General features: G+C 71.2%; 18 protein-coding genes and 2 pseudogenes. 8 read left to right on the forward strand and 12 right to left on the reverse strand.

The window, feature by feature from the left end:
• Window positions 1–52: 52 nt before the first annotated feature.
• The 4 genes from ACIPEK_RS29235 to ACIPEK_RS29250 all read right to left on the reverse strand — a co-directional run bounded on the left by ACIPEK_RS29235 (window position 53) and on the right by ACIPEK_RS29250 (window position 4,133).
• Window positions 53–466 carry a hypothetical protein gene (locus ACIPEK_RS29235; RefSeq protein WP_402001918.1) on the reverse strand — a complete coding sequence of 138 codons (414 nt, stop codon included), beginning with the start codon at window positions 464–466 and terminating at the stop codon, window positions 53–55.
• A gap of 155 nt (window positions 467–621) precedes the next feature.
• A complete protein-coding gene (locus tag ACIPEK_RS29240) occupies window positions 622–2,061 on the reverse strand; it encodes a gamma-aminobutyraldehyde dehydrogenase (protein ID WP_402001921.1) in 1,440 nt (479 codons plus the stop codon).
• Between the two features lie 95 nt (window positions 2,062–2,156).
• On the reverse strand, window positions 2,157–2,567 hold the full coding sequence (locus ACIPEK_RS29245) for a YybH family protein (RefSeq protein WP_402001924.1): 411 nt from the start codon (window positions 2,565–2,567) through the stop codon (window positions 2,157–2,159).
• A gap of 27 nt (window positions 2,568–2,594) precedes the next feature.
• Window positions 2,595–4,133 (reverse strand): purine-cytosine permease family protein, encoded by a 1,539-nt coding sequence (locus ACIPEK_RS29250; RefSeq protein WP_402001927.1) that lies wholly within the window; start codon window positions 4,131–4,133, stop codon window positions 2,595–2,597.
• Window positions 4,134–4,231: 98 nt separating this feature from the next.
• Here ACIPEK_RS29250 and ACIPEK_RS29255 point away from each other — a divergent pair, with 98 nt between their 5' ends.
• The 3 genes from ACIPEK_RS29255 to ACIPEK_RS29265 all read left to right on the forward strand — a co-directional run bounded on the left by ACIPEK_RS29255 (window position 4,232) and on the right by ACIPEK_RS29265 (window position 7,195).
• Window positions 4,232–5,683: a PucR family transcriptional regulator gene (locus ACIPEK_RS29255; protein ID WP_402001930.1), complete on the forward strand. Its 1,452-nt coding sequence runs from the start codon at window positions 4,232–4,234 to the stop codon at window positions 5,681–5,683.
• Window positions 5,684–5,795: 112 nt separating this feature from the next.
• Entirely contained in the window at window positions 5,796–6,578 is a 783-nt protein-coding gene (locus tag ACIPEK_RS29260; protein ID WP_402001933.1) for an MBL fold metallo-hydrolase, read from the forward strand.
• A complete protein-coding gene (locus tag ACIPEK_RS29265) occupies window positions 6,575–7,195 on the forward strand; it encodes a DedA family protein (protein ID WP_402001936.1) in 621 nt (206 codons plus the stop codon). The genes ACIPEK_RS29260 and ACIPEK_RS29265 overlap by 4 nt, the downstream gene beginning before the upstream one ends.
• Here ACIPEK_RS29265 and ACIPEK_RS29270 read toward each other — a convergent pair.
• The 5 genes and pseudogenes from ACIPEK_RS29270 to ACIPEK_RS29290 form a co-directional block, all read right to left on the reverse strand.
• Window positions 7,185–8,240: an MBL fold metallo-hydrolase gene (locus ACIPEK_RS29270; protein WP_402001939.1), complete on the reverse strand. Its 1,056-nt coding sequence runs from the start codon at window positions 8,238–8,240 to the stop codon at window positions 7,185–7,187. The genes ACIPEK_RS29265 and ACIPEK_RS29270 overlap by 11 nt on opposite strands.
• Window positions 8,241–8,324: 84 nt before the next feature.
• The gene (locus tag ACIPEK_RS29275; RefSeq protein ID WP_402001942.1) at window positions 8,325–9,602 is read right to left on the reverse strand and encodes an aminotransferase class I/II-fold pyridoxal phosphate-dependent enzyme; all 1,278 of its coding nucleotides are present in this window, start codon (window positions 9,600–9,602) and stop codon (window positions 8,325–8,327) included.
• A gap of 145 nt (window positions 9,603–9,747) precedes the next feature.
• Entirely contained in the window at window positions 9,748–10,599 is an 852-nt protein-coding gene (locus tag ACIPEK_RS29280; protein ID WP_402001945.1) for an SMP-30/gluconolactonase/LRE family protein, read from the reverse strand.
• Between the two features lie 23 nt (window positions 10,600–10,622).
• Window positions 10,623–10,886: pseudogene (locus tag ACIPEK_RS29285) on the reverse strand (helix-turn-helix domain-containing protein); the annotation flags it as partial.
• Window positions 10,887–10,995: 109 nt separating this feature from the next.
• Window positions 10,996–11,177: pseudogene (locus ACIPEK_RS29290) on the reverse strand (TIGR03086 family protein); the annotation flags it as partial.
• On the opposite strand from ACIPEK_RS29290, the gene ACIPEK_RS29295 reads away from it, so the two are divergent.
• The gene (locus ACIPEK_RS29295) at window positions 11,164–11,409 is read left to right on the forward strand and encodes a DUF4158 domain-containing protein (protein WP_402001948.1); all 246 of its coding nucleotides are present in this window, start codon (window positions 11,164–11,166) and stop codon (window positions 11,407–11,409) included. The pseudogene ACIPEK_RS29290 and the gene ACIPEK_RS29295 overlap by 14 nt on opposite strands.
• Window positions 11,410–11,423: 14 nt before the next feature.
• Here the strand turns inward: ACIPEK_RS29295 and ACIPEK_RS29300 are convergent, their stop codons facing one another.
• Window positions 11,424–12,716, reverse strand: a complete 1,293-nt coding sequence (locus tag ACIPEK_RS29300) for a cytochrome P450 (RefSeq protein WP_402001951.1) — start codon at window positions 12,714–12,716, stop codon at window positions 11,424–11,426.
• Between the two features lie 853 nt (window positions 12,717–13,569).
• Here ACIPEK_RS29300 and ACIPEK_RS29305 point away from each other — a divergent pair.
• Together ACIPEK_RS29305 and ACIPEK_RS29310 are read left to right on the forward strand one after the other, a co-directional pair.
• The gene (locus ACIPEK_RS29305; RefSeq protein WP_402001953.1) at window positions 13,570–14,379 is read left to right on the forward strand and encodes a class I SAM-dependent methyltransferase; all 810 of its coding nucleotides are present in this window, start codon (window positions 13,570–13,572) and stop codon (window positions 14,377–14,379) included.
• A 24-nt stretch (window positions 14,380–14,403) separates the two neighbouring features.
• Window positions 14,404–14,757: a VOC family protein gene (locus tag ACIPEK_RS29310; protein ID WP_402001955.1), complete on the forward strand. Its 354-nt coding sequence runs from the start codon at window positions 14,404–14,406 to the stop codon at window positions 14,755–14,757.
• 58 nt (window positions 14,758–14,815) lie between these two features.
• On the opposite strand, the gene ACIPEK_RS29315 is transcribed toward ACIPEK_RS29310, so the two are convergent.
• A complete protein-coding gene (locus tag ACIPEK_RS29315) occupies window positions 14,816–16,786 on the reverse strand; it encodes a DUF5107 domain-containing protein (protein WP_402001957.1) in 1,971 nt (656 codons plus the stop codon).
• Between the two features lie 254 nt (window positions 16,787–17,040).
• On the opposite strand from ACIPEK_RS29315, the gene ACIPEK_RS29320 reads away from it, so the two are divergent.
• Window positions 17,041–17,394 carry a DUF6204 family protein gene (locus ACIPEK_RS29320; protein ID WP_383071442.1) on the forward strand — a complete coding sequence of 118 codons (354 nt, stop codon included), beginning with the start codon at window positions 17,041–17,043 and terminating at the stop codon, window positions 17,392–17,394.
• 106 nt (window positions 17,395–17,500) lie between these two features.
• On the opposite strand, the gene ACIPEK_RS29325 is transcribed toward ACIPEK_RS29320, so the two are convergent.
• On the reverse strand, window positions 17,501–18,595 hold the full coding sequence (locus tag ACIPEK_RS29325) for a galactosyldiacylglycerol synthase (protein ID WP_402001960.1): 1,095 nt from the start codon (window positions 18,593–18,595) through the stop codon (window positions 17,501–17,503).
• A 410-nt stretch (window positions 18,596–19,005) separates the two neighbouring features.
• On the opposite strand from ACIPEK_RS29325, the gene ACIPEK_RS29330 reads away from it, so the two are divergent.
• On the forward strand, window positions 19,006–19,821 hold the full coding sequence (locus ACIPEK_RS29330) for an SDR family NAD(P)-dependent oxidoreductase (RefSeq protein ID WP_402001962.1): 816 nt from the start codon (window positions 19,006–19,008) through the stop codon (window positions 19,819–19,821).
• The last annotated feature ends 4 nt before the right edge of the window (window positions 19,822–19,825 follow it).

A 19,825-nucleotide genomic window follows, 5' to 3' on the forward strand; every position in this document is an offset into this window, starting at 1 on the left:
AGCTTTTCACAGCGCGGCCGCGGGCCACTGGCGGCAGCGGGCAGGCGGCCGGTCAGCAGCCGTCGTATCCGGCGGTGGGCATGGAGAGCCTGCGGTGCACACTCGCCTTCGTACGGGCGCTGTACGGCGGCTCGTCCAGTCCCGCGATCTCCAGCCGTACGCCGCGCCGCTCGCACTCCGCGGCGAACTCCGGCACCGAGGTGAGGGCCCGCGCCAGCACCCGGTCGCTGGCGGCGACGAAGAGTTCGACAGCGCCGCTCTCGATATCCGTCCACAGGGCATGGTGGTCGGGGCGCAGCCCGTAGAAGCGCAGCTGGCGGGTGACGACGTATCCCTTGTCGGCGGCCCAGCGGGCGCACATGTCGTGCTGGCTGCGGGTGTCCACGAGGAACGGATCGCTGTCGAGCTCTTCGAGCGGCGTGAGACTGGCGATGGCCGCCACCCGTACGTCCGTTGCGTCCCCCATGGCCGTTCCCCCCGTGCTAGGCGTACGGGCGACCCTACCGCTCCGGCTCCCGTACAAAAAGGCGCATGTCGGGACGGGAGGAGCGCGGAGTACGGAAAGCCGGTGCGCCCCCGCCCCGGGACGGAGCCGGGGCGGGGGCGCAGGGGACGGGTGCGTCAGAGCGACGTCATGACGTGCTTGATGCGGGTGTAGTCCTCGAAGCCGTACGCGGAGAGGTCCTTGCCGTAGCCGGACTGCTTGTAGCCGCCGTGCGGCATCTCGGCGACGAGTGCCATGTGGGTGTTGATCCACACGCAGCCGAAGTCGAGGTTCTTGGACATCCGCATCGCCCGTGCGTGGTCCTTGGTCCACACCGAGGAGGCGAGTGCGTAGTCGACGCCGTTGGCGTACGCGACGGCCTGGGCCTCGTCCGTGAACGACTGGACGGTCATGACCGGGCCGAAGACCTCGTTCTGGATGATCTCGTCGTCCTGCTGGAGGCCGGAGACGACGGTCGGGGCGTAGAAGTAGCCCTTGTCGCCGACCCGATGGCCGCCCGCCTCGACCCTGGCGTGCTCCGGGAGCCGGTCGATGAAGCCGCTGACCTGGGCGAGCTGGCCGGCGTTGTTGAGCGGGCCGTACAGTACGTCCTCGTCGTCCGGCTGCCCCGTCCTGGTGTCGGCGGCGGCCTTGGCGAGGGCGGCGACGAACTCGTCGTGGACGGACTCCTGGACAAGGACGCGGGTCGCTGCCGTGCAGTCCTGGCCGGCGTTGAAGAAGCCGCCGACGATCAGGTCCTCGACCGCCTTCTCCAGGTCCGCGTCCTCGAAGATCACCGCCGGGGCCTTGCCGCCGAGCTCCAGATGGACGCGCTTGACGTCCTTGGCCGCGCTCTGCGCGACCTGGATGCCGGCCCGCACCGAGCCGGTGATGGAGGCCATCGCCGGGGTCGGGTGCTCGACCATCGCACGGCCGGTCTCCCGGTCGCCGCAGATGACGTTGAAAATGCCGCGGGGCAGCTCCAGCTCCTCCAGAACGCCGCCGATGATCTCAGCGATCAGCACCGTGGAGGCGGGAGTGGTGTCGGAGGGCTTGAGGACGACGGCGTTGCCTGCGGCGAGCGCGGGCGCGAACTTCCACACGGCCATCAGCAGGGGGTAGTTCCACGGCGCGACCTGCGCGCAGACGCCGACCGGCTCGCGGCGGATGATCGAGGTGAGGCCCTCCATGTACTCGCCGGCCGAGCGGCCCTCGAGCATCCGCGCCGCACCGGCGAAGAAGCGGACCTGGTCGATGGCCGGGGCCAGTTCCTCGCTGCGGGTGAGGTGGAGCGGCTTCCCGGTGTCACGGCTCTCGGCGGTCACCAGTTCGTCGGCCCGCGCCTCCATCGCGTCGGCGATCTTCAGCAGGGCCAGCTGGCGTACGGAGGGGGTGGTGTCGCGCCAGACGGGGAACGCGGCAGCGGCGGCGGCCATGGCCGCGTCGACGTCCGCATCGCCGGAGAGCGGGGACGTCGCGTAGACCTCGCCGGTGCTGGGGTCCACGACGTCGAGGGTGCGGCCGTCCGAGGCGTCCGCGAAGACGCCGTCGATGTAATTGCGGAACGTGGTGCTCATGGAACCGGTCTCTCTCATGGTCGGGCGGCAGTACGGGCGGAACACGCGGTCAGGCGGTGATTCGGGCGGGACGCCCGGTCGGGAGCTGTGCTCGGTCAGTCGGCTGTACGGGCGGACAGGTGCTCGTGGACCGCGGGCCAGCTGCCGTCGACGGCGCGGGCGAACACAATCGTCTCCCGCTCGTGGACGGTCTCCTCGCCGGCCCGGGTGGCGATCGTGGTCTCCACGTCGTGGCTGAGGACGGCCGTGGTGCCGTAGTGCTGGATCAGCTGTCCGGTCGAGGTGCAGCGCACGATGCGGAAGTCGTCCTCGGCCACCCACTGCTGCCACAGCGCGCGGTACTCGGCGGTGGAGCCGAGCCGCTGCGGCGTGGAGTGGAAGACGAAGGTGGCGTCCGGGGCGAATGCGCCGAAGTAGTCGTCGAGGCGGCCCTCGGCGAAGGCGGCGACGAGCGCGTCGGCGGCGGCCTGGATCTCCTGGACGGGGGTGCTCTCGGGCGTGCTCATGGGTGGCTCCTGGTCAAGGGCGGGCGCTCAGTGAGCGGCGGCGGGTTCGGCGGTGAGGGGCTCCTCCGTACCGCCGGTGATCGGCGGGACCTCGGTGTCCGACGCCCGGACGAATCGGGGGCCGTCCGGCCCGTACACTCCGCGCGGCTCGGGGAAGAGGGTGAGCAGGCCGAGGTAGACCACGGCCGCGAGGGCGAGGCCGACCGGGAGGGAGATGTCCGCGCCGTTCGCGAGGTTGCCGAGCGGGCCGACGAACTGGCCGGGCAGGTTGGTGAACAGGAGCGCCACACCGGCGGAGATGAACCAGGTGGACATCCCGCGCCAGTTCCAGCCGTGGTTGAACCAGTAGCGGCCACCGGTCTGGCGGCGGTTGAAGACCTGGAGCGCGTCCGCGTCGTACCAGCCGCGCCGGGTGACGTAACCGAGTGCCATCACGATCATCCACGGGGCGGTACAGGTGATGATCAGGGTCGCGAAGGTGGAGATGGACTGCGCGAGGTTGAGCGCGAAGCGGCCGATGAAGATGAAGGCGATCGACAGGGCACCGATGAAGAACGTCGACTGCACGCGGCTGAAGCGGGTGAAGACGCTCGAGACGTCGAGGCCGGTGCCGTACAGCGCGGTCGTGCCGGTCGACAGGCCTCCGATCAGGGCGATCAGGCAGAGCGGCAGGAAGTACCAGCCGGGCGAGATGGCGAGCAGTCCGCCGACGTAGTTGGGCGCGGCCGGGTCGATGTACTTGGCGGCCTTGGACGCGATGATCGAGGCGGTGGCCAGGCCGAAGACGAAGGGCAGCAGCGTGGCGATCTGGGCGAGGAACGCGGCGCCCATCACCCGGCGGCGGGGCGTCGTGGCCGGGATGTAGCGGGACCAGTCGCCGAGGAAAGCGCCGAAGGAGACCGGGTTGGACAGCACGATCAGCGCGGCGCCGATGAACGACGGCCAGAACAGCGGGTCGGCGGTCGAGGTGAAGGTGCCCGCGTAGCCGGCGTCGAAGTCTCCCGCGAAGGCGAAGGCGCCGAGGACGAAGAGTGCCGATGCGGCGATCACCGCGATCTTGTTGACCATCAGCATGAAGCGGAAGCCATAGATGCAGACCACCAGGACGAGCCCGGCGAAGATCGCATATGCAATGCCATATGTCACATCGGACTCGGGCACGCCGGCGAGTCGGTGGGCGCCGCCGACGAGTGCGTCACCCGAGGACCACACCGAGATCGAGAAGAACGCGACCGCGGTGAGCAGCGAGAGGAACGAGCCGACGATCCGGCCGTGCACGCCCAGGTGGGCGGAGGAGGAGACGGCGTTGTTGGTGCCGTTGGTCGGGCCGAACAGTGCCATCGGGGCGAGCAGCAGCGCACCGGCGACGAGGCCGAGCAGCGTCGCCGCGAGTCCCTGCCAGAAGGAGAGGCCGAACAGGATCGGGAAGGCGCCCAGCACGCACGTCGCGAAGGTGTTGGCACCGCCGAAGGCGAGCCGGAAGAGGTCGATCGGACGGGCGGTGCGGTCGGCGTCGGGAATCCGCTCGACACCATTGGTCTCGACTTCGGTGATCGAAGCAGTCACGGGCGCTCCACCTTTTGTTCATGGGGACGGTCCCACAGTTTGTGGCCCCGGACGACGGTCGACAATTGTGCACATCACAGAGCACTACGCTGTTGTCTGTGGCCAGCGACAAACTCACCGTGGAGGATCTGCTCTCCTTCCCCGCTCTGCAGCTCTCCGTGAAGGCGGGCAGCAGTGGCCTGGGCCGCTCCGTGTCCTGGGCGCACGCCAGCGAACTCGCCGATCCGACGCCCTGGCTGCTGGGCGCCGAGGTGATCATGACGACGGGCCTTGCGGTCCCGCGTACCGCGGCCGGGCAGCGCGCCTATCTGGAGCGGCTCGACGACGCCGGTGTCTCCGCGCTCGCCCTGTCTGCGCAATTGCACATGCCACCGCTGCACGACGCGTTCTTCCGGGCGGCCGAGGAGCGCGGCTTCCCGGTCCTGGAGGTCCCGCTCGCCGTCCCGTTCATCGCGGTCTCCCAGGAGGTCGCCGCCTCGGTCCAGGAGGACGCCAGGCACCGGCTCGGCGCCCAGCTCCAGGTCTTCGGCTCGCTGCGCTGGCTGGTCGCCGAGGATCTCGACACGCCGACGCTGCTGCGCCGGCTGGAGCGCCTCTCCGGTTACGACGTGTATCTGTGCACGCCCCAGGGGCGCCCCTTGCTGCCCGGCGTACCTGCACCGGAGCCGGGCGTGCTGCCCGCTTCCGTGGACGCTCCGCCGACCGTCCCGGGCGGGTTCGTGCTGCCCGTGCCGGCGCCCGGAGGCCCGGCGGGATTCCTCGTCGCGTACGAGCGGGAGGGCGCCCAGCCCGCCGGGCTCGCCGTCGTCCAGCACATCGCCACGGTGGCGGCACTGCGGGTCGCGATGGTGCGCAACGAGCGCGAGACGCTGCGCCGCGAGGGCGCGGAGACGCTGGCCGAACTCCTGCAGGAGGTGCTGGACCCGGAGGCGGCCCGGCGCAGGCTCGCCCGGCATGCGATCGAGGGCGACACCGTGCTGATCGTGGTGCGGCAGACCACGGACGAGGCTCTGCTGCGCTGCCTCCAGGACCATCCGCATCTGCTGCTCACCTGGGGCACGGACCGCTATGTCCTGGGGGCACCGCAGCTGGCCGTGGAGATCGGTGAACTGCCGGATGTGGCGGCCGGGATGAGCCGCCCGTTCCTGCCGGGTGCCGCGCTGCGGGTGGCTCAGCGCGAGGCGCTCTGGGCGGTCTCGAAGGCCGCCGAGTCGGGCCGTTCCGTGGTCCGCTACGGCGACGACTCCCTGGGCCGCTGGCTGCCCGACGACCCTGCGGTCCTGACCGCGCTGGTCGAGCATGTACTCGGCGAGGTCCTGCGCTACGACGAGGCCCATGACTCGCAGCTGCTGGTCTCGGTCCGCACGTGGATGGAGCGGGATCGCCGCACGGAGACGGCGGCGGCCGCGCTCCACATCCATCCCAACACGCTCGCCTACCGGCTGCGCCGCTTCGGCGCTCTGACCGACCGTGACATGGCATCCACCGGGGCCCTGGCGGAGGTCTGGCTGGCCATCCAGGCGGCGGGGGCACTGGGCCTGACCGACTGAGAGTGACCAGCCGGACGGCAACGACCGGACGGAGCCGGGTCACCCGGTCGGTCACGGCACTAGGCTCGATGCCAGGGCCGGAACAAGGAACCCGGGAACGAGGAGGCACCGCGTGCCGGTGGAAGTCACCTGGTGGGGTCATGCCACCTGCACGATCGAGGACTCCGGGGTCCGTGTGCTGACCGATCCGCTCTTCGTACGGCGCTTCGCGCATCTGCGCCGCCGCCGCGGCGAGCTGCCCGGACCCGAGGCCACGGTCGCCGATGTGGTGCTCGTCTCGCATCTCCACTCCGACCATCTGCATCTGCCGTCACTGGCCCGGCTCGCCCCCGGCAGCCGGCTGATCGTGCCGGTGGGTGCGGTGCGCTCCGTCCCGGGGCTGCGGGTGCTGCGCTCGGTGCGCGGGCTGCGGATCACCGAGGTGGCACCGGGCGACGAGGTCCGGGTCGGCGAGGTGCTGGTACGGGCGGTTCCCGCGCTGCACGACGGCAGGCGCCTTCCCATGGGCCCGCACCGCTCCCCCGCGCTCGGTTATGTGGTCGAGGGCGAGGCACGGACGTATTTCGCCGGTGACACCGGGCTCTTCGACGACATGGCCCGGGCGGTCGGTCCGGTGGATGTGGCACTGCTGCCGGTGGGCGGCTGGGGTCCGTATCTGGGCCACAGCCATCTGGACGCGGGCCGGGCCGCGCAGGCGCTGGCCCGGCTGGCGCCGCGGTCGGCCGTGCCGGTGCACTACGGCACGTACTGGCCGATCGGAATGGACGGAGTCAGGCCGCACGAGTTCCACGCACCCGGTGACGAGTTCGTCCGCAAGGCGGCGCTGCTGGCGCCGGAGGTGGCGGTGCACCGGCTGTCCCACGGCGAACATGTGCGGCCGGAGGCCGCCAGGTGATCCAGGAGGTCGTGAGGCAGCTGCCCCCGGAGTCGACTCAGCAGGCGGTGGGCTATCCGTCCCTGTTCCTGCTGGTGGCGCTGGGCGCGCTGGTCCCTGTGGTGCCTACGGGTGCGCTGGTGAGTTCGGCCGCGGTGGTGGCGCTGCATCAGTCGTCGCCGTTCTCGCTGCTGATCGTCTTCGGGGTGGCGTCGGCCGCGGCGTTCCTCGGCGACATCTGTCTGTACTGGCTCGGTCGGCGCGGGGTGCGGTCGAAGAACGGGTCGAAGTGGCTGCAGGCGATCAGTGACCGGGCCGCCCCGGAGCGGCTGGCACAGGCACAGCAGAAGCTGGACGAGCACGGTGCGGTGGTGCTCGTGCTGTCGAGGCTGGTACCGGCGGGGCGGATTCCGGTGATGCTGGCCTGCCTGCTGGGGCGGATACCGCTGCACCGGTTCGCCCGTGGGGATGTGCCTGCCTGCCTGGCGTGGGCGGCGACGTACCAGCTGATCGGCATTCTGGGCGGTTCGCTCTTCCCCGAGCCGTGGCAGGGTGTGGTCGCGGCGGTGGGTCTGACGCTGCTGATCAGCGGGGCGCCCGCGGTGTGGCGCCGGATGCGGGCGCGGTTCAGCCACTGATCGTGCGGGGTTCCGGTTCGAGCACGCGGGAGCCGCCGATCGGCAGGTCCCAGAGCTGTTCGCGGGGGTGTCCGGCCCGCTGCCAGGCGGTACGCAGTCGGGCCAGCGGTTCGAGTACGGGCTCCGCGGAGAGCAGGAAGGTGGCCCAGTGCATCGGCGCCATCGCCCGGGCGCCGAGGTCCTCGTACGCCTGCACGGCCTCCTCCGGATCGGTGTGCACGTCACCGAGCCACCAGCGCGGTTCGTACGCCCCGATCGGCAGCAGGGTCAGATCGATGCCCGGGTACCGGCGGCCGATCTCGCCGAACCAGTGCCCGTACCCGGTGTCCCCGGCGAAGTGAATCCGCTGCCCGTCGCGGCCGGTGCCGATGATCCAGCCGCCCCACAGGGAGCGGCAGGTGTCGGTGAGGGTCCGCTTGGACCAGTGGTGGGCGGGCACGAAATCGAAGCGGACGCCGTTCAGCTGGGCCGATTCCCACCAGTCCAGTTCGGTGACGCAGGTGAAGCGGCGACGGCGGCACCAGCGGCCGAGCCCGGCGGGCACGAACAGCGGGGTGTCCTTGGGCAGTCTGTGCAGGGTGGGGGCGTCGAGGTGGTCGTAGTGGTTGTGGCTGATGACGACGGCGTCGACGGGCGGCAGGTCCTCCCAGCGGACGCCGACCGGTGTGATCCTGGCCGGGGTGCCGAGGATGCGACGGGACCAGACGGGGTCGGTGAGGACGGTCAGCCCGCCGGTGCGCACGATCCAGCTGGCGTGCCCGGCCCAGGTCACGGATGTGGTGCCTGCGGGCGTGGCGGGCAGGGGTTCGGGGGCGTACGGGAGCCGGTGGATGCCGCGCAGTCCCTCCGCACCGGGCCGCAGGGCACGGCCACGGGCCAGCCGGGACATGCTCATGACATTCTGGACGGGTGCGGTGAGCCGGTCGGCGAAGGTCTTCGGCCAGACCCGGAGCTCGCCGAGCGGGCGCGGTTCGACGACCTCGCCGCGAGAGACCTGGTGCGGGTGTGCGGTCCCGGTGAGGGAGCGCTCGGTCTGTTCCGTCATCGAGAGACTCCCGTCTCGGAGCTGGGCACCGGAATTGTCCGGGGTCATCGGGGTGATTCGGAGCCGGTTCGGCGTCTCGGTTCGTCATCGGAGTTCGGCGAGGGCCTCTGCGAAAATGCTCAGGGCTTGAGCCACATGCGGCAATTCCAGGGGCGCCACAGCGGTGAGGGACTCCATCTGCTGTTCCGGGGTCGACCCGAGGAGCGTCCCGGTGCCCAGCCGTACGCGCAGCGCCCCCAGTTCGTCGCCGAACCGGTGGCCGCCCGGCGCCGGTGCGCCGAGGCGTTCCGTCAGGTACTCCTCCAGTTCGAGCGAGTCGGTGACACCTCGGTTCGCGAGCCGGGATCTGAGCGGCCCGAGGTCGGCGTAGAGATGGCGGCCGGCCTGCGGGGGTCTGGCCAGCGCGCCCGATGCGAGGACCGCGCGGTGGGCCGCTGCCGCGACCTGCGCCTGGAGTGCGGCGGCCCGGCGGACCCGGTCCGTGACGGAGTCCGGTTCGCGCAGCGCGTGGGCGGCGGCCATGGCGACGGGCCCGGCGACGTGCGCGCCGAGTGCGGTGAGGATGTCGAGGGTACGGGCATGGCGCACCGCCGCCCGCTCGGTGTCCGGGAACCGGGCGACCGCGACCGGCCAGGCGGACGGGGTCAGCGCACCGGCGAGATCACAGACGACCGTGACATCGTCGGGGCACATTTCGGCCGGACTGAGCAGGACCGTGTCGTGCGGCCGGTGCAGGGTGTCGCGCCAGGTCTCGTCGCTGACGATGTGCAGCCCTTCGGCGACCGCTGCCTCGCACGCCTCGCTCACGAGTTCCGGCGGGACGACGGTGGCGGTCGGATCGTCGACGACGGAGATCAGCAGCAGCCGGGGCCTGCCTCCCTCGGCGCGCACCCTGCGCACGGTCTCCAGCAGCGCGTACGGATCGGGCACGCCGCCGCACTCGGCCGGGGTCGGCACATGATAGGCGGGCCTGCCCAGCAGCCTGGCCTGCGGAATCCAGGTGGCTGTGCAGGGACGCGGCATGAGCACGTCGCCGCCGTGCGCGGCGATCAGCGCGAGCAGCAGCGGCGAGGCGCCCGGGGCGGCGGCGATGTTCTCCGGGCTGCCGTGCAGTCCGCGCCGCTCCCAGTAGGCGATCGCGGCCTCGCGCAGGGCGTCGCCGCCGCCGGTCGGTTCGGGTTCACTGCGGCCGGCCGCGGCGGCGAGCACCCCGGCCAGCTCGGGCAGGACGGGCAGACCGGGATCGGGTGCGGGCGGCCCGTACCGGACAGGGCCGCGGTCCTCCCGTACAAAACCCACACCACTCCCGTCCTTCTCCTTGCGCCCCGCCCGTCCGGTCCGCTCGGTCCGCTTCCGCGCCATCCGGGCCTCCTTCGCCGCCGCCCCGTCCCGTCGTCTCGCACTCAGGGCCCTTTATACGAGGGTTCGGCCGACCGCGCCCGCCCAGCGGAGCCGTCGAGGCCCCCGCCCGGCAGCCGGCCATCGGTAACGGCCGAGGGAGGCGGGCTCAGCCCGCGAAGGCCGTCCCGGGCATCCCCTGCCCCGCGTCCGGCAGCACCAGCAGCGAACCGGACAGCGGATGCGGAGCGGCGAGCCCCGTGCGGGCCGAGGTGATGTAGAGGTCGCGCAGGTCCCTGCCGCCGAAGGCACAGGCCGTCGGGCGCTGTACGGGGAGTTCGACGATCCGGTCCAGGGCGCCGTCGGCCGTGTAGCGGCGCACCGCAGCGCCGTCCCACAGAGCGACCCATACGGCTCCCCGGGCGTCGACCGTCAGCCCGTCGGGGAATCCCGCACCCTGCTCGACGGTGGCGAACGGGCGTCGGTTCACGGCGTGTTGACCGTCGAAGTCGAAGACGTCGATACGGCGCGTGGGCGTGTCGATGAAGTACATCAGCCGCCCGTCCGGACTCCACCCGATGCCGTTGCCGCAGGCCACGACGGGCAGCACCGGGGTGACCGCGCCGCCGGGCGCGACGCGGGCGAGGCTGCCGCCGGTCTCCGCGCCGTCGTAGCGCATGGTGCCCGCCCACAGCGCCCCGTCCAGAGCGACCGCCGCGTCATTGCCGCGGCGTCCTGGCTCCGGATCGTGGACCAGCCAGTGGAAGGCGCCGTCGGGGTCGTACAGGCCGATGCCGTCGCGCAGATTGACCACAAGTCCGCCACCGGCGCGCGGCTTGGCGGCTCCGACGTGCTGTTCGGTGGCCATCACCGTACGGCGCCGGCTCACCGGGTCGTAGGTGTGCACGCGGGCGGAGACGATGTCGACCCAGATCAGCCGGCCGGTGACGGGATCCCAGGTCGGTCCCTCGCCGAGCTCGGCGTGCTCGTGTACGGCAACATCCAGGCGTGTGGTGGTCACTTCTGCCCCTCGTGGTGTCCGAGCCGGCCCTCGGCGGCGAGGTCGGGCTGCTCGGCGTACCGACTGCCGAGCTGGTACGTACGCACCCCGAGGCGGTAGCGGCCCGGCTGGTCCGCGACCGGCACCAGGCAGGAGCGGGCCGCGAGGGTGGTGAGCAGTTCATGGACGGTGGTATGCGGCAGCTGCAGCTTGCGGGTGGCCTCGGGGGCGGAGAGCGTTCCGTCGCCGTGAAGGAAGAGCTCGAGTACGTCCAGAGCCCTGGTCACCGCGGGGACGAGTCGCCCCATGGTCGTGCACCCGTCTCTCGCGTTCGACACTCCGGCCGATGACCGGAATCACGAACACAGGGTAATCGGGCGACACTTGCCGCGACAATGCCGCTGACCGCGGGTGAGGTCAGGCCCGTCGGCCGAGGAGCGCGAGCAGGTCGGTCTGCGGGTCGGCGTCCGCGGGGGCTCGACGGGCGGAGCGAACAGGCCGCTCTGCGAGAGATCCTTCGCATACGGTCCGACCTCGCGGCGCGTGAACGCGACGAGTGGTGCGGGCAGCCGCTCGTCGGCGCCGATGGCCCGGGACACCGGGGAGCTGGAGCAGTTCTTCCGTCTGGATACGCGGGCGCCGACGGCTGCGCGGGCGAAGCGTGCGTCGGCGAACCGGCTGGGGAGGGCGGTGCAGTGGGGCTGCGTGCGGATGCTGGGCGTCTTCCCCACCGAGGACTTGTCCGCGGTCCCGTATGTGGTGGTCCAGCTCGCCGCCGAGCAGCTTACTGTCGAGGCGGGCGAGTTCGCCGTGGAGGCGGCCTGTCACTGAAAGCAGGACTGCCCTCAGCTGCGCAAGGTGGCACGCAGGCGCAAGCCGACAGTTGCGAGACCTTCGAAGGTGGCGACCTGGTAGCCGGGTTCCGGTCCGGGCGGCTCGCTCAAGTGGTAGCGGCGGGCGGTCTGCGCGGTCAGGAGCGTCAGCATCGCCATGGCCAGAGCGGCTCCCTCGCAGCCATGCGGCCCGGTACCGAAGGAGAGGAAGACCCCGGGTTTCGCCGGCGAGCCCGAATCATCGAGCCAGCGCTCGGGCCGGAACCGGTCCGGCTCGGGGTGTTCCCGTGCGTCGCAGTGGGCGGTGTAGGGGCAGACGAGAACGGTGGACCCGGCGTCGATGGTGTAGCCGGCGAGCTGAGTCTGCCGCGTGGCGCGCCGGGTCAGTAGCCAGCTCGGGGGGTGCAGTCGGAGCACCTCGCGTACCAGTGCCTGGGTGCATTGCAGGCTGTCGAGGTGGGTGCTGGTCGTGGTGGCCGGGTCCGCGGGCAGCAAGGCGGCTTCGGCCGCGACGCGGCCCGCTGCCTGGGGGTACCGGGCCAGGTGGAGCAGAATCCATCCGGCTGCCCGGGAAGGTGTCTCGAAGGTGGCGACGGTGATTCCGGGGAGAGGGTCGAGGATGGCCTCTTCCGGCAGTAGGCCATAGCGGGAGGAGGGCCGGAGCATCTGTCCCAGCACGTCGTCACCGAGCCGGCCCGATGAACGGCGTCGGCGGACGATGGGCCGCAAAGCGTCAACGAAGGCGACTTGCTGCCGTGTGCGGAACCGCCGTGCCGGTGTGGGGACCCAGCGCGGCCATACCCAGCGCGAGGGGCGTACGAGCACCTCCCGGGCCAGGAAGAGCTGTGAGGCAAAGGGCAGCAGGGTGGGAGCGTCTTCGGAGAAGAGGTAGCGCACGCCGATCTCTGCCAGGGCGTGCCGGACCGGGGGCAGAATCTCGACGTCCTGGCCCGTGGGCCACTGGTCAGCAAATTGAGCGGTCCTGGGCGCTATCTCACCGATCCGGGCTGCAACCGCCTGCGGGCGTAGTCCGCGCATGCGGGCGGCGTGAGCGTGCGCACGCTCCTGGGGCGTCGGTGCTCCGCTCGACCGCTTCAACGGCGGGAAGAGAGGCGAGGGTGGCTTGGGGAAGTCCTGCGCGCGGTGCAGGACTTCTTCACACGGCCCGGCCGTAGCGGCTACGTAGACACCCGGCTCCAGTTGCCACACGTCCCCGCACTCGGCAGCGCCACGGCGCGCCAGTCCCAGCCGGTCGCGGCTCCAGGCCGCGAAGCTGCCTTCGGGCAACCGCGGCGGCTCATTCATTCGGCCCATGGGATCGCCCCTGACTCTCGTACCTGCCTGTCCAGGCCGAAATCGTCGGCGGCGTGGCCAGAGGCCGGCGAGCGCCCGGGGGCTCCCGCCGGCAGTGCGGTCAGACCCGGTCGTCGCCGCCTTACGCACCCCAGTCGTGTTCCCCGTACGCACCGTAGTGGCGGGTGAAGGACAGCTTGCCGAGCAGCTTGGCGATCATGATGCACTCCTCTCGCCTGTCTGAGCCCTCCCAGCCGAGGGTTCAGCAAAGAAGTTCTCGCCAGCACCAACTACCACGCATCCCATATTTCCACGCATGCCATATATGTCACATTCAGAGCATCAGTCGCACGCGTGGATATGAGGCGCGTGCCTGCGGGCTGGGCCCGCAGCCGGCCATCGTCGCCCCGGTACTGGAGGTCAGTGCCACCCCCGGCCGCGAGGTGTGGCGGCGCCGGTCACCTCAAGACCGGGGCACCAACGCCCCGCACGGCGGCCGGCCCCCTGCCCATCACGGACGACATGCTGCACACCGCGCTCCGCCGCCGCTCCGGCGGCGAGTCCGTCGAGCAGATCCAGCCCGACCTGATCATCCCCACTGGCAAGCGCAAGGGGCAGAGTCCCGGCGTCGCCGGCATCTACCGTGCCCTCGCCGAACACGAGAAAGCCCAGGCCCGCCCGCGAGCGAACAAGGGGCGGCCGACTGTGTGTCGGCCGCCCCTTCCGCATGCCGGCCAGCCTTTCGCTCGTCCATATATCAAGACACACATCTCATAATTCGACATTCGCGCGTACGGTGACCGTACCGATCAGCGCTTCGCGGTTCGCATGTCGCGCTCTGCGTTTCGAGAAAGGATTCACGGCCATGCCGAAGGAGACCGCCGTCTACACCCACGGTCACCACGAGTCGGTGCTGCGCTCGCACCGCTGGCGCACCGCCGCCAATTCCGCGGCGTATCTGATCGACGAACTCCGCCCGGGCATGGCCGTGTTGGACGTCGGCTGCGGACCCGGCACCATCACCGCGGATCTGGCCGCGCTGGTCGCCCCCGGCCGGGTGACCGCCGTCGACACCACTCGGGAGATCCTGGACCGGGCGGCCGAGGTCGCGGCCGAACGCGGCCTGGAAAACGTCGAGTTCACCATCGCCGATGTCCATGCCCTGAACTTCCCCGACGACTCCTTCGACGTCGTCCATGCCCATCAGGTGCTCCAGCACGTGGGCGACCCCGTGCAGGCGCTGCGCGAGATGCGGCGCGTCTGCCGCCCTGGCGGCATCGTCGCGGCCCGCGACAGCGACTACGCGGCGATGACCTGGTACCCCGAGGCAGCGGGCATGGACGACTGGCAGGAACTGTACGGACGGGTGGCCCGCGCCAACGGCGGCGAGCCGGACGCCGGACGCCGGCTGCTCTCCTGGGCCCGCCGGGCCGGCTTCACCGACATCGCCCCATCCGCCGGCAACTGGTGCTTCGCCACCCCGGAGAGCCGCGCCTGGTGGAGCGGCCTGTGGGCGGACCGTACGGTCGGCTCGGTGTACGCGAAGCTGGCCGTGGACGGCGGCCACGCGAGCACCGAGGAACTGGCCGCGATCGCGGCGGCCTGGCGCGAGTGGGGCGCACACGACGACGCCTGGTTCATGGTCCCGCACGGCGAGGTGCTCTGCCGGGCCTGAGCACCTCCAACTACCCTTGCCCGCATGAACATTCTGGGAACCACGCTGCGTATCTGCGTCGACGACCTGGAGGCCGCGGTGGCCTTCTACGAGGACCTCACGGCCAGTTCTGCGCTCTGCTTCGAGCGTGGCGGCGTCTCGGTCGCCGCGATCAGCTGCTTTCTGCTGATGAGCGGCCCGGAGTCGGAGCTGGAGATCCTGCGCAAGGTGACGGCGACAATCGCGGTCAAGGATGTCGACGAAGCCCATGCCTCGCTCACACGCGTCGGCGCCCGGATCCTCGCAGGCCCGGTACCGACGCCGGTGGGCCGCAATCTGATCGCGGTGCATCCTGACGGCTCGGTCTTCGAGTACGTCGACCGGAACCTGACCGTCTGACCCGCGGCCGTCCGCCCCGCGCCGGTGGAGGTGGGCGCGGGTCGGACGGCCTTCGCCATCAAGCCCTGGGGCGCATCCGGTAGTTGTATCTGTCCGGCAGCGGCTCGTCGGTGAGCTCGGCCCACACCTCGTCCAGGATTTCCGCGCCCTCGCGCAGATCCGCGACCTCGAAGCCCTCGTCGAAAACGGCCCGGGCGGCAGCGCGGTCGCCCTCGGCGATCAGCAGCCGGGCCTCCAGCAGGCGGAAGCGGCCGCGCTGTCGGACCGCCGGGCGCAGGCCGGCCCACACCGTCCGGGCCGCTTCGGGGCGCCCTGCCGTCAGCAGTGCCTCCATCGCCTCGCGGCCGAGCGCCGCCGTGGCGGACGTCCAGGCGTCGCCGTCGTCACGACGTTCCGCGCACAGGTCGTCGAACGCCTCGGTGTAGAGGTCGGCCGCCCGGTCCCGCTGGCCGCCTTCCTCGGCGGCGACGGCGAGGCAGCGCAGCAGCGGCCAGCGGGACGGGGCGAGGGCCAGTCCGCGTTCCCAGCTGCGGACCGCCTGGGCGCGGTCGCCGGCGTGCCACTGGGCGACTCCGAGGTGGTACTCGGTGAGGGGTTCGGCGGAGGCCGTCTCCAGCATGTCGCGCCAGTGCCGGGAGACCAGGGAGGGGCCGGGCGGGACCACCCTGCACGGTTCGGGGAAAACGCCCTGGTCAAGCAAGTCCAGCCAGGGTGCCTGTTGTTCACCCAGGGTCGACTCGCCGAACGGTGTGCCGGGGAGCTTGTAGCTGCCGCGCCGAACTTCGAGGGCGCCCCAGCCGGAACCGGTGGCGAGCGGCTCACCGGGTTCGTTGTCGGCGCAGGGGCGCCAGGCGGCGTACGCGGCGTCGACATCCGCGCGCGGCAGCGCCTCGGCGAGCCGTCGCTCGGTCTCGGCGCGGGCCGCCGCCCAGTCGTCGCCGTGCACGGCCCGGGGGTCCGCGGACAGCGGCCCGTACGACTCCAGCCAGCTGAACTCGGCGCCCGGTTCGAGGGGGATGTGTTCCAGCTGGGTACGGGCGAGTCCGGCCTGGATCTCGGCGTATCCGACGGTGCCGGGCTCGGTGAGCCACTCCTGCCAGCGGCGCCCGCCCGGGCCGCTGCCCCACAGGAACAGCTTTCGGCCGCGCAGCAGATCGGTCGACGTCTGGACGAGTCCGTGGCCGTCCTCGTCGAGGGAGGCGATCCAGCGCCGGGCGCCGTCGGGCACCTCGTAGAAGTAGTCGGCGGGGAAGTCGCCGCGCAGCGGGTACGTGCGGTCGACGGAGCCGGTCTCGGGGACCGGGACCCTCGTCAGGGTCCGCTCGTAACCGAAGTGCCATGCCTCGTCGGCCGGGGCCAGGACGCGGGTGCGTTCGCCCTCGGGTACGGCGATGTTGGACCACCAGTAGACGGGTGCGGTGTGTTCGTGCGGGTTGCGTATCCGTACGCCTACGTGCAGGAAGTCGGAATCCTCGGGCAGCCAGAGGTCCACCTGGAAGGGCAGGTCGCGCAGCCGCTCCCACTCCCAGAGGCGGACCATTTCTCCGCCGTCGGGTGCGGGCACCCGGGCGGCGTGGACCGGGGCGCAGGACAGTGTGGTGTGGCCCGTGGCACCGATGTTCCATTCGATGCCGCCGGAGAACCAGGCGCCGTTGAGCGCGAAGTCGGCAGGCTGCAGAACGGGGTTTGTGTAGAGGAGTTCGCGGCCGGTCGGCTTGTGGTGGAGCGAGTGGATGCGGCCGCCGAGCCCGGGCAGGACGGTGGCCCGCAGCCGGTCGTTCTCGATGATGATCGCGTCCAGTCCGGTGGGGACGCGATCGCGCCCGTACCCGTCGAGGATGCGGACCGGGAGCACGGTGGCCAGTGGTTCGTAGCCGATCTGGCGTGCCATGTCACGTGGCAGTCCGGCCCTGTCACGGTCGTCGACGACATGCATCTCGTCGAGCGGCCGCAGTGCGGGCAGCGGGTTCTCCGGGCCCAGTGGTGCGGCGGGCAGAGTCAGTACGGCACGTCGTACGGTCGTGGCCAAGGCAACCTCGCTCCCTCACACGGGCCGCCACAGGTCCGGGCGCCCCCGATGACCATGGAACACGCTGGACAGCGGCCCGGCCAGGGGCGTCGCCGTCAGACTTCGGCAAAAGACCGCGGATGGCGACGGCCGGGGTCGCCCTCCCCGCCACGCCCCGGGGCCGCCGCCCCGCGATAATTCGCGTGCGCCCCGTCCTCACCGCCGTAACCTTGGCCCTCGACGGTTCACGAGCGGAATGCGGAGCGGGAAACACGATGAGCACGCAGCACACCTACCGAGTGATCGTGCGCGGTACCTGGGACGGCCTGACGGACGAGGCGCGCGCCCGGCTCCTGTCCGAGGTGGACCTGCACGGCCTGAGCGCGATGCAGTTCACCGAGGAGGGCTCGCTGACGTACGACCGTGTGCTCAAACATTTCAGCTTCCGGTTCGTGGTCGTGTCGGACGCCGGGGACGGCGAGGAGATGGCATCCGCGATCGCCGAGGACCGGGCCGAGACGCTGCTGAAGGAGCAGGGGTACGGCCATGGCGAACTGCGTTCCACGGCAACGGACATGGACACCATGAAGATCAACTACAAGGGGCGGCGGACGCCAGGAGCGGCGTGACACCGCACCGAAAGCTGCCGCAGGTGCACTGACCAGGGAATTCTTGCCGCGTATCGGATCAGCCGCCCGGCACTGCTGAGCGGGCCGTTGCTTCCGGATGGGCCGTTCAACCCGGTCGGACCAGAGCTTCGAGAGGAAGCACGCCCGCGCCGGAGAACAGGCTGTGCGCTGTGGTGATGCGCCGCTCGCGCACCGGGCCCGAAGCGGTCAGGTTGTCCAGGGCCCGGATCAGCGCCCACGGGTCCGGTGCGTAGTCGGTGAGACCGTGCTCGGCCATCCGTCGGGCGCCCTCTCTGCCATGACCCGGAATGGGCCGATAGCTGACCACCGGCAATCCGACGGCCATCGCTTCGAGCGCTGTTTGCCCTGCCGCGTTGTCGATGAGCGCGCGGGAGGCCGTCATGAGTCCTGGCATGTCGTCGACCCAGCCCCTGGCATCGGCATGGGCGATGCGTGACAGGTCCCGGCGCAGGCGTGTGTTCGTGCCGCAGAGCACGACCGGTCTGTAGCCCGCCGAAGCCACCAGCCGCGTGGTCTGCCCCAGGTGGGCGCCGGCGCCCCACGCCCCCGTCGAGATCAGCACCGGCGGACGGTCCGGCGAGTCGAGCCGCCGCTGCCGGTCCGCCACCGCGGGCGCCGGGGAGTGGAACCGGGGTGCCACCAGAGCGCCGGAGGCGACAGCCGGGCGCCGTACCGCTCGCCGTACCTGATGCGCAAGATCGGGTGTGAGACACAGATGGAGGTCGTTGCCCGGATGCAGCCATTGGCGGTGAACGTCGAAATCGGTGATGACGACAGCGCTCGGGACCGGGAGTGCGCCGCGCGAGCGGAGCCCGCCGGTGAGCTGGGCGGCGAGGTGGAAGACGGGTACGAGCACGTCCGGTCGTTGTTGCGCGACGAGCATAAGCAGCCTTCGCTCCGCGAGGGCGGCCAGCGGGGCGCTCCCGGGGCGGGGGCCGCCGCCGGCGCGGAAGAACGCCGCGTACAGCCCGGCATAGACCACAGGCATGCGGCAGATGACCGAGCGGTAGAAGGAGCGCAGTCCGCTGCCGATACCGGGGGGCAGCAGATCAAGGACATCGACCGTCGTCGTCCGCCCTCCGCGGGCCTCCAGCCGACGGGCCAGTTCGGCGGCCACAGCGTGGTGACCGGAGCCCATGCCTGCGCTCAGGATGAGGAAGCGTCCGGGTACCGCGTTCATCTGTCGTATACCCCCGCCCGGGCGCCGGTACAGGAGGGGCCCGTTACCGGCCCCCGGAGTTCCGTTCCGCCATCCGGAGCCGGCAGCACCGATGGCGCCTTCACTCGTCGCAGCGGGAACACCCCCGTCCGGCCGAGGCTTCGATGCGCGGCCGGAGGCTCAGCCGCATGACCAACAGGCACATGACCACCCTCGTTCGGCGAGCATCCGGAGGATCCGTCGGAAGAGGCACGGAACGCGGTTCCATTCTGTGGGCGCGAGCGGTGCGGTGCAGTGAGGCGTGGGCCCCGACGGTTTTGCCGACGCCCGTCCGGGCTACTCCTAACCCGACACGGCGACGCGAAGTCCCACATCCTGAATGTGTGAGGGGCGGGCACCGCGCCGTACCGTGCTGAGACAGGGGAGAAGCCATGTCACGTGCTCCGGGCATCACTCACCGCGGCGTGCCCAGTGGTGACGCGTCGGACGGCAGGGACCTCCGGGCCGGTGTGGCCCTGGTGACCGGGGCCTCCTCGGGTATCGGCGCCGCCGTCTCACACCGGATCGCGGCCGAAGGTGGCTGGCGGCTCCTGGTCGCCGGTCGCGACCGCGAGCGGCTGGACGACGTGGCGGCGACGACGTACTCGACGGCTCTCTACGCGGACCTGATGTCGGCCGACAGTACGGAGCAACTGGTCAAGGAGGCCCTCGACACCGCCGGCGGAGTCGACCTGCTCGTGGCGGCAGCGGGGGTCGGCTGGGCCGGCTCCTTCCGTTCCATGCCGGCTGCCGCCGCCGACCGGGTCCTCACCGTGGATCTGGTGTCCGTCGTCCATTTGGTACGGCTCCTGCTGCCGCACATGCTCGCCGCGGGGCGCGGGCACATCGTGCTGATCGGATCGGTGGCGGGATCCGCAGCTGTCCGCGGTGAGGCGGTGTACTCGGCTGCGAAGGCAGCCATTGCCGCCTTCGCCGATGCGCTGCACTACGAACTGAGGGGAACCGGAGTACGCATCACCCATCTGGTCCCCGCGGTGGTGGACACACCGTTCTTCGAACGCCGGGGACTGCCGTACACCCGTTCGTGGCCCCGGCCCATGCCGCCGGAACGCGTCGCAGACGCGGTCTGGGACGCCGTTGTGACGGGCCGTGACGAGGTGTTCATCCCCGGCTGGCTGCGTCTGCCGGGATGTGTGCGCTCCGTAGCCCCCGGGCTCTATCACCGTCTCGCCACCCGCTTCGGCTGAACAC

This window comes from Streptomyces sp. NPDC088246 (assembly GCF_044741025.1).
Classification (GTDB): domain Bacteria; phylum Actinomycetota; class Actinomycetes; order Streptomycetales; family Streptomycetaceae; genus Streptomyces.

What these genes read in the sequence shown, in the direction of transcription:
- ACIPEK_RS29235 (WP_402001918.1), bottom strand. Translation starts at nt 466, where the DNA reads ATGGGGGACGCAACGGACGTACGGGTGGCGGCCATCGCCAGTCTCACG.
- ACIPEK_RS29240 (WP_402001921.1), bottom strand. Translation starts at nt 2,061, where the DNA reads ATGAGCACCACGTTCCGCAATTACATCGACGGCGTCTTCGCGGACGCC.
- ACIPEK_RS29245 (WP_402001924.1), bottom strand. Translation starts at nt 2,567, where the DNA reads ATGAGCACGCCCGAGAGCACCCCCGTCCAGGAGATCCAGGCCGCCGCC.
- ACIPEK_RS29270 (WP_402001939.1), bottom strand. Translation starts at nt 8,240, where the DNA reads ATGACGGAACAGACCGAGCGCTCCCTCACCGGGACCGCACACCCGCAC.
- ACIPEK_RS29275 (WP_402001942.1), bottom strand. Translation starts at nt 9,602, where the DNA reads ATGGCGCGGAAGCGGACCGAGCGGACCGGACGGGCGGGGCGCAAGGAG.
- ACIPEK_RS29295 (WP_402001948.1), top strand. Translation starts at nt 11,164, where the DNA reads ATGGCCCGGGACACCGGGGAGCTGGAGCAGTTCTTCCGTCTGGATACG.
- ACIPEK_RS29300 (WP_402001951.1), bottom strand. Translation starts at nt 12,716, where the DNA reads ATGAATGAGCCGCCGCGGTTGCCCGAAGGCAGCTTCGCGGCCTGGAGC.
- ACIPEK_RS29305 (WP_402001953.1), top strand. Translation starts at nt 13,570, where the DNA reads ATGCCGAAGGAGACCGCCGTCTACACCCACGGTCACCACGAGTCGGTG.
- ACIPEK_RS29310 (WP_402001955.1), top strand. Translation starts at nt 14,404, where the DNA reads ATGAACATTCTGGGAACCACGCTGCGTATCTGCGTCGACGACCTGGAG.
- ACIPEK_RS29320 (WP_383071442.1), top strand. Translation starts at nt 17,041, where the DNA reads ATGAGCACGCAGCACACCTACCGAGTGATCGTGCGCGGTACCTGGGAC.
- ACIPEK_RS29325 (WP_402001960.1), bottom strand. Translation starts at nt 18,595, where the DNA reads ATGAACGCGGTACCCGGACGCTTCCTCATCCTGAGCGCAGGCATGGGC.
- ACIPEK_RS29330 (WP_402001962.1), top strand. Translation starts at nt 19,006, where the DNA reads ATGTCACGTGCTCCGGGCATCACTCACCGCGGCGTGCCCAGTGGTGAC.